This is a genomic window from Corallococcus sp. NCSPR001 (genome assembly GCF_017309135.1).
Lineage (GTDB): Bacteria > Myxococcota > Myxococcia > Myxococcales > Myxococcaceae > Corallococcus.
In genome coordinates this window covers 5,541,282-5,553,432 of sequence record NZ_JAFIMS010000002.1, presented here as the reverse complement: position 1 = coordinate 5,553,432, position 12,151 = coordinate 5,541,282, and the positions used below count along the sequence as shown (strand labels likewise).

Annotated in this window: 9 protein-coding genes and 2 tRNA genes; all 11 read left to right on the top strand. The window is 66.5% G+C overall.

Translation table 11 applies throughout. The features are described 5' to 3' along the window. Positions 1 to 33: 33 nt before the first annotated feature. The 11 genes from JYJ93_RS24330 to JYJ93_RS24280 all read left to right on the top strand — a co-directional run bounded on the left by JYJ93_RS24330 (position 34) and on the right by JYJ93_RS24280 (position 12,028). Positions 34 to 105: transfer RNA gene (locus JYJ93_RS24330), tRNA-Val, on the top strand. Between the two features lie 88 nt (positions 106 to 193). Further along, a complete protein-coding gene (thrS, locus tag JYJ93_RS24325) occupies positions 194 to 2,122 on the top strand; it encodes a threonine--tRNA ligase (RefSeq protein ID WP_206795097.1) in 1,929 nt (642 codons plus the stop codon). A gap of 101 nt (positions 2,123 to 2,223) precedes the next feature. Next, positions 2,224 to 2,874 carry a translation initiation factor IF-3 gene (gene infC, locus JYJ93_RS24320; protein WP_206800448.1) on the top strand — a complete coding sequence of 217 codons (651 nt, stop codon included), beginning with the start codon at positions 2,224 to 2,226 and terminating at the stop codon, positions 2,872 to 2,874. 97 nt (positions 2,875 to 2,971) lie between these two features. Next, positions 2,972 to 3,178 carry a 50S ribosomal protein L35 gene (gene rpmI / locus JYJ93_RS24315; protein WP_014397248.1) on the top strand — a complete coding sequence of 69 codons (207 nt, stop codon included), beginning with the start codon at positions 2,972 to 2,974 and terminating at the stop codon, positions 3,176 to 3,178. A 90-nt stretch (positions 3,179 to 3,268) separates the two neighbouring features. Beyond that, on the top strand, positions 3,269 to 3,616 hold the full coding sequence (gene rplT, locus JYJ93_RS24310; protein WP_014397247.1) for a 50S ribosomal protein L20: 348 nt from the start codon (positions 3,269 to 3,271) through the stop codon (positions 3,614 to 3,616). A gap of 125 nt (positions 3,617 to 3,741) precedes the next feature. Beyond that, on the top strand, positions 3,742 to 4,791 hold the full coding sequence (pheS, locus tag JYJ93_RS24305) for a phenylalanine--tRNA ligase subunit alpha (RefSeq protein ID WP_014397246.1): 1,050 nt from the start codon (positions 3,742 to 3,744) through the stop codon (positions 4,789 to 4,791). Positions 4,792 to 4,821: 30 nt separating this feature from the next. Beyond that, positions 4,822 to 7,236 (top strand): phenylalanine--tRNA ligase subunit beta, encoded by a 2,415-nt coding sequence (pheT, locus tag JYJ93_RS24300; protein ID WP_206795095.1) that lies wholly within the window; start codon positions 4,822 to 4,824, stop codon positions 7,234 to 7,236. 94 nt (positions 7,237 to 7,330) lie between these two features. Continuing rightward, the gene (locus JYJ93_RS24295) at positions 7,331 to 7,717 is read left to right on the top strand and encodes an integration host factor subunit alpha (protein WP_014397244.1); all 387 of its coding nucleotides are present in this window, start codon (positions 7,331 to 7,333) and stop codon (positions 7,715 to 7,717) included. Positions 7,718 to 7,804: 87 nt separating this feature from the next. Next, positions 7,805 to 7,881, top strand: a tRNA-Pro gene (locus tag JYJ93_RS24290). A 236-nt stretch (positions 7,882 to 8,117) separates the two neighbouring features. Next, positions 8,118 to 10,355 (top strand): GTPase, encoded by a 2,238-nt coding sequence (locus JYJ93_RS24285; protein WP_206795092.1) that lies wholly within the window; start codon positions 8,118 to 8,120, stop codon positions 10,353 to 10,355. Continuing rightward, the gene (locus JYJ93_RS24280; protein WP_206795090.1) at positions 10,352 to 12,028 is read left to right on the top strand and encodes a GTPase domain-containing protein; all 1,677 of its coding nucleotides are present in this window, start codon (positions 10,352 to 10,354) and stop codon (positions 12,026 to 12,028) included. The genes JYJ93_RS24285 and JYJ93_RS24280 overlap by 4 nt, the downstream gene beginning before the upstream one ends. The last annotated feature ends 123 nt before the right edge of the window (positions 12,029 to 12,151 follow it).

Below are 12,151 nucleotides of genomic sequence, written 5' to 3'. Positions count from 1 at the left end.
CCCGCTGTTATTCCCCGCGCCCATCCGCACGACGGGTCGTTAGCTCAGCGGTAGAGCACTACCTTGACACGGTAGGGGTCAGTGGTTCGATCCCACTACGACCCATCATCAGTAAGTGATCCATCTCGCGGGCGGCCGGCTTTCTCAAAAGCCTGCCGCCCGCGGTTTTTTCCAGCGCAGAGGTTTATCCGCCATGTCCGAATCCATCACGGTGACGCTCCCCGACGGCAGCCAGAAGCAGACCGCCCGGGGCACGACCATCGCGGACTTCGTGAAGGGCAGCATCGGCGTGGGGCTCGCGAAGGCGGCCCTGTTCGCCCGGGTCAACGGCCAGGACATGGACCTGGCCCGCACGCTCGACGAGGACGCGAAGCTGCAGATCTTCACGTCCAAGAGCCCGGAAGGCCTGGACCTCATCCGCCATGACGCCGCGCACGTGGTGGCCAGCGCCGTGCAGAAGCTGTTCCCCGGCACGCAGGTGACCATCGGTCCCGCGACGGAAGAAGGGTTCTATTACGACTTCTTCCGCGAGAAGCCCTTCACGCCGGAGGAGCTGGAGAAGATCGAAGCGGCCGCCAACGCGGAGCTCAAGCAGGACATGCCGTTCGTCCGCACCGAGATCTCCATGGAGGACGCCATCAAGCTCTTCGAGGAGAAGGGCGAGAAGTTCAAGGTGGAGATCGTCAAGGACATCGCCGCCAAGGGCGCCAAGACGCTCACGCTCTACACGCACGGCGACTGGGTGGACTTCTGCCTGGGGCCCCACGCGCCCAGCACCGGGAAGATCGGCGTCATCAAGATCCTCTCCTCCAGCGGCGCGTACTGGCGCGGCGACCACCGCAACCCCATGCTCCAGCGCGTGTACGGCACGGCCTTCTTCGACAAGAAGGCCCTGGACGCCTACCTCACGCGCATCGAAGAGGCCCGCAAGCGCGACCACCGCAAGCTGGGCAAGGAGCTGGACCTCTTCCACTTCCACCCGTACTCGCCGGGCGCCGCCTTCTGGACGCCCAAGGGCACCGCGCTCTACCAGACGCTGTCGGACTGGATGCGCTCGCTCACGGCCGGTGACGGCTACGTGGAGATCAAGACGCCCCTGATGTTCAACAAGGGCCTCTGGGAGACGAGCGGCCACTGGGGCAAGTACAAGGAGAACATGTTCCTGGTGCTCGACAGCGAGTCCGGCGAGCACGACTTCTCCCTCAAGCCGATGAACTGCCCGTCGCACCACCTGTTCTACGGCTTCAAGAAGCACAGCTACCGCGACCTGCCCCTGCGCCTGCACACCCAGGACGTGCTCCACCGCAACGAGGCGGCCGGCTCCCTGGGCGGCCTCACCCGCGTGCGCCAGTTCGCGCAGGACGACGCGCACATCTACTGCATGGAGAGCCAGATCACCGACGAGGTGCGGCGCTTCGTGCAGCTGTTGGATCGCGTCTACAAGGCGGTGGGCCTCACCTACGCGGTGAAGCTGTCCACGCGCCCCGAGCAGCGCCTGGGCGACGACTCCCTCTGGGACCGCGCGGAGGGCGGCCTCAAGGCGGCCCTGGAGTCGCTGGGCCTGGCGTACGAGCTGGCCCCCGGCGACGGCGCCTTCTACGGCCCGAAGATCGACTTCGCGGTCTCCGACAGCATCGGCCGTAAGTGGCAGTTGGGCACCATGCAGCTGGACTACCTGGCCCCGGAGCGCTTCGACCTCACCTACGTGGGCGAGGACAACGCCGAGCACCGCCCGGTGGTCCTCCACCGCGCCATCTTCGGCTCCTTCGAGCGCTTCACCGCCATCCTCATCGAGCACTTCGCAGGCGCCTTCCCCGCGTGGCTTGCCCCCGTGCAGGCGACCATCGTCACCGTGGCGGACCGTCAGCTGGACTACGCCCGCAAGGTGCGTGACGACCTGCGCGCCAAGGGCTTCCGCGTGGAGCTGGACGAGCGCGGCATGACGCTCAACGCGAAGATCCGCGAAGCCCAGATGCAGAAGGTCCCCTTCACCCTGGTGGTGGGTGACAACGAGGTGGAGGCCGGCGCCGTGGCCCCCCGCCGGTACGGCGGCGAGGACCTGAAGACGATGAATGCCGCGGACTTCGAGGCGCTGCTGGCGAAGGAAGCCGCGCTGCCCTGAGTTGTGTAGGGGACTTGACTCCCCGTCCGGGCTGGACTACTTGCGCGACTTCCGGGGATTGAGGCACGCCCTCATCCCCCGAGCCGTCGGAGGGTCCTCCCATCGTCCGCGATCAGAGAACCAATCGCCGTATCCGAGCCCGGGAGGTCCGCGTCGTCGGGCCCAACGCCGAGCAGCTCGGAGTCATGTCCCTCGAAGCAGCCCTGGCGCGCGCCCAGGCGGACGGTCTCGACCTGGTCGAGATCTCCCCCATGGCCAAGCCGCCAGTCTGCAAGATCATGGACTACGGCAAGTTCAAGTACGAGGAGAAGAAGAAGGCCTCGGACGCCAAGAAGAAGCAGGTCGTGGTCCACCTGAAAGAGGTGAAGCTCCGCCCCAAGACGGAGGAGCACGACTACGAGTTCAAGGTCCGCAACACCCGCCGGTTCCTGGAGGAAGGGAACAAGGCGAAGATCACCATCCAGTTCCGGGGTCGTGAAATCACCCACAAGGAGCTGGGGAGCGCCATCCTGGACGACGTGGTGAAGGACCTGAAGGAAATCGCGGTGGTGGAGCAGAACCCCCGGATGGAGGGGCGCCAGATGTTCATGATTCTGGCCCCCAACCCGAAGGTGGCCCAGCGCGCCCGGGAGCTTGCCCGCCAGGCGGTGGAGGCGGCCGCGAAGAAGCAGGAAGCCAGGCCGGCGGTCGCCACGGCGGTCGTTTCCGCGTCGGCGGTAGGAAATCCTGCCCCCGTCGCGGCAAAAGAGTGATAGAGGCTTCCGCCCAAAGCGTCCGGGAACCGTGTGTCCCGGTCCGCCGTCAGTCACGAAGACTGCCGGCCGACAGGCAGAAGGAAGGTTTGGGATCATGCCCAAGTTGAAGACCCGCAGCGCCGCGAAGAAGCGCTTCCACGTGAAGAAGAGCGGCCAGGTGAAGTTCGGCAAGGCGTTCAGCAAGCACCTGTTCACCTTCTCCAAGACGCCCAAGCAGAAGCGCGGCAACCGTGGCACGGGCCACCTGCGCGACATGGACGCGAAGAAGGTCATCAAGGAGCTGTTCCCCTACGGCGCCTGAGTCGTCCTCGGGTTTGAACCAATCGTGAGTCCTGGCGGAGCGGCGTGAGGCCAGCGCCCCGGGCTCCCTTCCAGAAGTCAGGAGTGTGTCATGCGCGTCAAAAAGGGTTTCAAGGCTCGTCGTCGTCGTAATCGCATTCTCAAGCTTGCGAAGGGCTTCCGCGGCCGTCGCAAGAACTGCTACCGCCGTGCGAACCAGGCCGTCGAGCGCGCCCTGGACTACGCCACCCGCGACCGCGCGGTGCGCAAGCGCAACTTCCGCTCCCTGTGGATCGTCCGCATCAACGCGGCCGCCCGCACCGTGGGCCTGTCCTACTCGAAGCTGATCGCCGGCCTGGCGAAGGCGAAGATCTCCCTGGACCGCAAGGTCCTGTCGGATCTGGCCATCGCGGACCCCGCGGGCTTTGCCGCCATCGCCAACATCGCGAAGGCAGCCTGAGACACGGCCGGCGGTGACGCCGGCTCCCGAAGCTGAAACGGGCTGCCTCCACCAGGGGGCGGCCCTTTTTTTTGCCCGGTGCCAGAAGGCGTTCCGGGGCGTGAATGGAAGGCGGGAAGAGGACCATGCGAGACCGGTTGCAGGCGTTGGCGGACGCGGCGCGCCAGGAGATCTCCGGCGTGTCGGAGCCCTCGCAGGTGGAGGCGTTGCGCATCCGCTACCTGGGCAAGAAGGGCGAGCTGTCCGCGGTGCTGGGCGGCATGGGCAAGCTGCCCCCGGATGAGCGGCGCGCGTTGGGAGAGATCGCCAACACCGTCAAGGCGGAGCTGGAGCAGCTACTGGCGGACGCCACGAAGCGGGCGGAGGAGGCCGCGCTGGAGGCCCAGCTGAAGGGCCCGAAGCTGGACGTGACGCTGCCCGGGCGCGCGGTGCTGCCCGGCGGACGGCACCCGGTGTCGCGCACGCTGGAGGACATCGTCCGCACGTTCGCGCGCCTCGGGTTCGAGGTGGCCGTTGGGCCGGAGATCGAGCTCGACTACTTCAACTTCGAGGCGCTGAACCTGCCCAAGGACCACCCCGCGCGGGACATGCAGGACACGTTCTACGTGGACGAGCCCTCCTTGGGCCACGCGAAGAAGGCGGACAGCCCGTCGCTCTTGCGCACGCACACGTCGCCGGTGCAGGTGCGGCACATGCTGTCGCGCAAGCCGCCCATCCGCGCGGTGATGCCGGGCCGGGTGTACCGGCGGGACTCGGACATCACGCACACGCCCATGTTCCACCAGGTGGAAGGCCTGCTGGTGGACAAGGACGTGAGCTTCGCGGAGCTGAAGGGCACGCTGGACGCGTTCGTGAAGGCGTTCTTCGGCTCGGAGACGCGCACGCGCTTCCGCCCGTCGTTCTTCCCCTTCACGGAGCCCTCCGCGGAGGTGGACGTCACCTGTGCGTCGTGCGGCGGCAAGGGCTGCCGCGTGTGCAAGCAGACCGGCTGGCTGGAGGTGCTGGGCAGCGGCATGGTGCACCCGAACGTCTTCACCGCCGCGGGCTACGACCCGAAGGAAGTGACGGGCTACGCGTTCGGCATGGGCGTGGAGCGCCTGGCCATGCTGCGCTACGGCATCGACGACCTGCGGATGATGTTCGAGAACGACGCGCGCTTCCTCGCGCAGTTCTGATTCCGGCCCACCACTCAAGAGGACAACCCTGTGAAGATTTCAGTGAAGTGGCTGGGTGATTACGTCGCGCTGCCGCCGTCCGTGGACGAGCTGGCGCGCAAGCTGACCGCGGCGGGCCTGGAGATCGAAGGCGTGGAGCGCCCCGGCGAGGGCCTGCGCGGCGTGGTGGTGGCGCAGATCCGCGAGTCGGTGCAGCACCCCAACGCGGACAAGCTGTCCGTCACGCAGGTGGACATCGGCGGCTCCGCGCTGTTCCAGGTGGTGTGCGGCGCGAAGAACTTCAAGGTCGGTGACAAGGTGCCGCTGGCCACGGTGGGCGCGAAGCTGCCCAACGGCATGGAGATCAAGCAGGCCGCGCTCCGGGGCGTGGACAGCTTCGGCATGCTCTGCTCCGCGAAGGAGCTGGGCATCACTGAGGACTCGTCCGGCCTGCTCATCCTCCCCGCGGACACGAAGCTGGGCCTCCCCATCGCGGAGGCCCTGGGGCTGGATGACTCCGTGCTGGAGGTGAACGTCACCCCGAACCGGCCGGATGCGTTGAGCCACCTGGGCATCGCGCGCGAGGTGGGCGTGGTGACGGGCGCGCAGCTGAAGCCGCCGCAGCCGAAGCCCACCGAGTCCGGCAAGGACGTGGCGGAGCTGGTGAAGGTGCGCATCGACGCGAAGGAGCGCTGCTCGCGCTACGCGGCGCGGGTGGTGGAGGGCATCACCGTCCAGCCGTCGCCTCAGTGGATGCAGGACCGGCTGAAGGCGTGCGGCGTGCGTGCCATCAACAACGTGGTGGACGTCACCAACTACGTGCTCCTGGAGTACGGCCAGCCGCTGCACGCGTTCGACCTGGAGAAGGTGGCGGGCCAGGAGATCGTCGTCCGCACCGCGAAGCCGGGCGAGAAGCTGCGCACGCTGGATGACAAGGAGCGCACGCTGGACGCGGACGACCTGGTCATCGCGGACCGCGACCGCGCCCAGGCGCTGGCGGGCGTGATGGGCGGCGGCGACAGCGAGGTGACGCAGGGCACGAAGCGCATCGTCATCGAGTCCGCGCACTTCCACGGCTCGGGCGTGCGCCGGTCCGCGAAGCGCTACGCGCTGCACACGGAGGCGTCGCACCGCTTCGAGCGCGGGGCGGACCTGGACGCGGTGCTGCCGGCGTTGGACCGGGCCGCTCAGCTCATCGCGGAGCTGTCGGGTGGCACGGTGGCGCCGGGCCGGGTGGACGTGCAGCCGGAGCCCCTGGCGCCGCGCCGGGCGACGCTGCGCTACGCGCGGGTGGAGAAGGTGCTGGGCGTGGCGGTGCCGGAGGCGGAGGTCCGGCGCATCCTGACGGCGCTGGGCTTCAAGTCCGTGGAGGAGGCGCAGGGGCAGACGACGTACGAGGTGCCCCGGGCGCGCGTGGACGTGGAGCGCGAGGAGGACCTGATGGAGGAGGTCGCCCGCGTGTACGGCTACGACAACATCCCGGCGCGGCTGCCGCGAGGGCTGGAGACGCTGGCGCCGGAGCCCCTGTCCATGGAGGCCGAGCGCCGGCTGCGCCACGCGCTGGGCGGCGTGGGCCTGTCCGAGGTGGTGAACTACTCGTTCGTGGCGCCGAAGTCGCTGGAGGTGCTGGGCGGGAAGGAAGCGCCCATCGCGCTGATGAACCCGCTGAGCGTCGAGCAGTCGGTGATGCGCACGAGCCTCTTGCCGGGCCTGCTGGAGAACCTGTCGCGCAGCGTGCGCCATCAGGTGGAGTCGGTGGGCCTCTACGAGACGGGCCGGGCGTACTTCCGGGACGCGCAGGGCGGGCAGGGCATGCGCCCGGCGGCTCGCGAGGTGCCGCGCGTGGCGGGCCTGGTGTGGGGCCTGCGGGGCGGTGGCCGGAGCTGGACGCAGAAGGACTCGCGCGTGGACTTCTACGACGCGAAGGGCGCGGTGGAGGCGCTGCTGCACGCCCTGCACGTGGAGGGCGCGGCCTTCACCCCTGCGGAGGCCCCCGCGTACCACCCGCGGAGCTGCGCGCAGGTGGCGCTCAATGACGGGACGGTGCTGGGCCTGGTGGGCGAGGTGCACCCGCGCGTGGCGAAGGCGCTGGGCCTGCCGGAGGGCGTGTTCGTGTTCGAACTGGACACGGATCCGCTGTACGCGGCGGCGCGGCTGGTGCCGCAGGCGGCGGCGCTGCCGAAGTACCCGGCGGTGCTGCGCGACCTGGCGGTGGTGGTGCCGCTGGAGCTGCGCAACGAGGAGGTGCGCCGGGTCATCCTGGAGGTGGGAGCCCCGCTGGTGGAGGACGCGCTGGTGTTCGACGTCTACACGGGCAAGCCCATCCCCGAGGGGAAGAAGAACCTGGCGTACGCCTTGAGGTACCGCTCGCCCGAGCGGACGCTGACCGACGCGGAGGTCACGGCGGCCCACCAGCGCATCATCACCGAGGTGAACCAGCGGCTGGGAGCGGCGCTGCGCGCCTGAATTCCTGAATGAAGTCAGGACGTTGACACGGTTCGGGGAAGGCTGACACCATGCCCCGCGTTCACCGGCCAATCACGGGTGCCAGAGGACTCGCATGACGAAAGCGGACATCATCGAGGGGGTCTACGAGAAGGTCGGCTTCTCCAAGAAGGAGTCGGCGGAGATCGTCGAGCTCGTCTTCGACACCGTGAAGGAGACGTTGGAGCGCGGGGACAAGATCAAGATCTCCGGGTTCGGAAACTTCCAGGTGCGCCAGAAGAAGGCGCGCGTGGGCCGCAACCCGCAGACGGGCAAGGAGATCGAGATCAGTGCCCGCCGGGTCCTGACCTTCCGGCCGAGCCAGGTGTTGAAGAGTGCCCTGAACGGCGAGGCACCCCCGGAGAACCACGCGGAGATCGACGCGCAGGAAGAGGCGGCGGCGGACGCGGCGGAAGCCCGGGGCGAGGACTTCGACGAGGGAATGGAAGAGGGTGACGAGTAGGTTTTTTTCACCGGTGTCCGTCACCTCGCGCTTGACCCAAGAAAGCGGCGAGGGCATAAGGCAGCACCGTTTCACGACGGCGGTTCTCGGGGCGTAGCGCAGCCTGGTAGCGCACTTGCTTGGGGTGCAAGTGGTCGCAGGTTCAAATCCTGTCGCCCCGACCAAAATGAAGGCCCTGGAGTTTCCGGTGCAAGCCGGTGACTCCAGGGCCTTTGTTTTTTCCGCGAGCGGGCAGGTGGCGAGCCCTGGCCCTACGTGGGCGTGAGCCGGCTAGACACTTCGCTGCGCTTCCCCTGGGAGAACCTCCGCGCCTACAGCTCCGCCTACCTCTCATGGGGAGTCACCTTGAACGGTGGAATCTCGTCGGCCAGTGTGACCGAGAGCCGAGGGGAGGCCTGGCATGTCGCAGCCCGCCGTTCGTCCGAGTGCCCGTCGCGAGCGTCTCGGTCGCGTTGACCTGAAGAGCAGTGTCGCGCGGTGCCGTCACGTGGCTCGCGAGAGCTTCGCGGCCACCCAGGCCGAGTTCGGCCGCATGGAGAAGGCGCTCCGTGCCTTTGATGCGGAGCTTGAAAAGGTCGCGCGGATGGAGCTCGGCCGTCACTCGCATGCGCAGCTCCGCAAGGCGGTCGCTCCGCTGCTCGAGCAGAAGCGTGCGCGTATCCAGGAGCGCTTCAAGGATTTGGTCGACGCGCACGAGCTCCGGCGGGAACAACTCGACACGTTCACGGTCTTGTTCTTCGGCAAGACCATGGCCGGGAAGTCGACCACGATCGAGGCGATCAGCGCAGGGAGTGGGGATACGATCGGCGACGGCGGACCCGACTACACGAAGAAGATTGAAGGCGTGCCCTGTGACGGCCTGCTTCTTGTCGACACACCTGGACTGCTGGGCTTTCGAAAGGAACTCGCCGGAGTCGCTGAGTCCTACGTCACCCGTGCCGACCTGATCTGCATGGTCGTCGCGGACGACTCCATCGAACCCGAACTGTTCGAGCGGATGCGGGAGATCCGCGGCCAGCACAAGCGTCTGGCCGTCCTGCTCAACGTGAAGGCCGCGAACAGGAGGCTCCTTGCCGGAGACCTGGATGATGCGTGGGATGCGCGTGAGGTCAGCGAATACGTCGAACTCATCCGCGTGCAGCTTCAGAGCGCTTTTCCGGGGGACGAGGTCCCCATCATTCCGTATTGCGCGAACGTCGCCTTCGAGGCGCAGCGTGAGGAAGACCCAGACCGTCGAGCGTTCCTCTGGGAACACAGTCGCATCGACGATGTCATCCGCGTCGTGGCGAACACCCTCACGCGGGATGGCCTGGCCATCCGTGCGACGGCACCGTTCGATGCGCTCGCGTGGTTCGCGCAAAGCATCGCGGATGAACTGGAAGAGGACCTGCCCGTGTTGCAGCGGCAGCTCCCGGAATTGCGTCGCAAGCGGGGCGAGGCCGCAAGGCGTTTCGAGCGCGTCACCGTGGACTCGGCCACCGAGCTCTCGCAACTCAAAGGCCATTTTCTACGGGTGAATGACCAGCTCTACGACCTCGCAGGAGAGATCATCCGAGGGGAGAAATCCGAATCGCCCAAGAATGCGTTCCGCCGGGTCTGCCGCTGGAAGACGGTCCAAGAGATGGCCCACGGATATCAACAGGGCGTGATCAAGCGATTGCAACGGAACGTCGAGGATTTTCGCGAGGGTCTGCGAAGCGACCTCGTCGCTCTCATGCAAATCGAAGCCGAAATCGAGAACGTGGACGAGCCGGAATTCGAGAGTCAGGATTGGAAGAAGGGGGCGGCGCGCCTTCTGCGTCGCAGCAAGCCTTTTGCTGGCGGAGGCGGCGCCGTCCTGGGAGGCGCCATCGGTGGGCTGCTCGGACCCATTGGCGCGCTTGTCGGATCGCTTCTTGGGGGCTGGCTATTCTCGTCGGGCGTCGAAACGATGGCTGAGGAATTGGATGCGAGTGCAGCGCGAGAGCTGAACCGCCAGCATCGGGACCTCCGGCAGGCCATGCAGGACCAGCTCTGGACCGCGTACCGGAGCTTGAATGACCGTCTTTACGAGTGGACGAAGGCGGCCACCGCGAAAACGGGCCACTCCGTCGGTGACTTCCTCGGTGGTCTCTGCGATGCGTTCGACGGGCTCGTGCGGGCGACAGGGACCCTTGTCGATACGCTGCACCACTCCCGTCATGTTCTGGCACGTGCCTCCTACCGTGTCCTCCTCACTCAGTGCCACCCGGCATTCCGGTCGGGAAAGGTCGAACTCGTCGACGCGACCCAGTGGATGCGCTACCGCGCCAAGCTCCGCGTGTGGTGCTCCGACGGAGGCTCGCCCATCGGCCTCGTTGTAGGCCGTGGCGGAGCGCAACTGAGGGCGATCCAGGCCCACATCGGTACGCCCATTGACGTGGTTGCTGATACCGGCGAGCGGACGACACGTGAAATGGTGGTGGATGCGCTTCGGCCAGCGCGGCTCGACCCTCGAGCGGTCTCCATCAGCCAGGTTATTTCGGTTCAGGCGGATGGGCCACTCGTCGGAGCCATCCGCGGCAGGCGCAGCCGAAACCTGCTCCTCGCCAGCGAAGTGCTCGGTGTCAAAATCTCGCTCGTGACGAAAGCGCGGGCTGAACAGCGAGGCTCCCGATGAGGCAACGCCGGCTCCGTTTCGCAGAGGCCCGAGAGACTGCGCGCCACGCACTCGACCAGTTCACCTGCCTCCTTGAGGACGCCGGTGAGCCTGCCCGCGAACTGCTCGACCGCACTCGGGAAACAGTGCGGCTGGATCCGCGGCGCCTGTCGCTCGCGCTCGCCGGTGAGTACTCCGTTGGAAAGAGCAGCCTTGTTCAGGCGCTCACGGGGCAGAGCATCGCCGTCGCCGCGGGACCGACGACTTCCGAGGTGACATTCTACCCGTTTGGAGACATCGACCTCGTCGACATGCCAGGCACGCTGTCGGGACAGTTCGAGCACGACGAGCGCGCCCGCAGGGCCATCGCCGATGCGGACTTGCTGCTCTACGTGGTGACCAACGAATTGTTCAATGCTGCGAGCCTCCCGTATTTCCGGATGGCCGCCGACAGGCTCGCGAAGAGCCACCAGATGCTCCTCGTCGTGAACAAGTTCGATCGGTTCAACCTCGATCGACGCACTCCCGAAGAGGCAGTCGCGTTCATCAAGTCGACGTTGGCCGAGGAAATCCAGCCCTTGTCGATCGAGCCATTCGGCCCGGTCGTCGTTTCGGCGCGAGACTACGTCTCGGCGCTCTCTCAAACGGATGAGGCGCGCAAGCAGCGCCGCCTCATGGAGAGCCGCTTCGACACCCTCTTCGAGGCAATCGACATCATTACGCGGGAGCGGGGGCTGCTCGGGCAGGCGGCTCGCCCGCTCCAGCAGTTGCTCGATTTGATCGGAGATGCTCGTGCGCTGGCGCTCGCTGAGGATCCCTCCGCGCAAAACGCCGAGGCGTTTCTTCGCCGGAAGGCCTTCCAGCTCAGTGAAGGCCGCACCGCTGGTCGTAACGAATTCAACGCGCTTTGTGATCGCGCACGCGCTCGCCTGGTGAAGCCCTGCGAGCGGATCCTCAAGGCGCTAGATAGCAAGGTGGCGCCCGAGGAAATCGAGGCGCTCTGGAGGCAGATCAACGGCGAGATCGAGCGCGTGGTCGAAGAGACCGGCCATGAGTTCAGCGCTCTTGTCGAACGGCTCTCCCACGACATCGCCAACCGGCTTGAGGAACTGGAAGCGTCACCCGCAGCGAAGAAGGTCCTTGAGGACTTCTCCGTCGACTTTTCCCGGCCCGACCTCCCAGAGGAGGGCGACGGCATTTCGAAGGGCCTTCGCGACTCCTTGCTGAAGTCGGCACGTTCTGGGGCGGCGCAGATCGCGAAGAACGGAAAGGAGGTCGGCGAGGCGGTCGCGAAGATTTACAAGTTCCTTGGTGGCAAGTTCAAACCGTGGGGCATCAAGAAGCTTGGATCTTTCTTCGGAGAGGCAGGCAAGGCGCTGGGGCCGCTTCTTGTCGGCCTTGAGGTGTATTTGAATTACCGCGAGGAGAAGGCTCGTGAGGAAGGCGAACGGGCCATGCGCCGCGCTCGCGCAGACGTTCGGATTCAGTTCGACGATGCCGGCGACCAGTTCCGGGCGACGTTGATGGAGCAGGCGGACGGAGTTGTGAAAAGGCTTTACGACGAGCCCATTGCGAAGACACGGGAGCTTGCCGGAGAGCTCCTCCTGCGCGCGAAGTCGCGCCGGGCTCTTGCAGCGGGTTTGGAGGAACTCGAGCGGAACTGCCGACGAGCCATTCGCGACCTTGACGCGTGACACAGCGAAGTTCATCCCCGCAGGAATGATGCACTCCTGGCTGCGGGGACTTCCGGTATCACGCTGAGTTATCGTTAAGTGCAGGTTGCAGAAAATGCATGGTTGGCGCGAGCATGCGGTCCG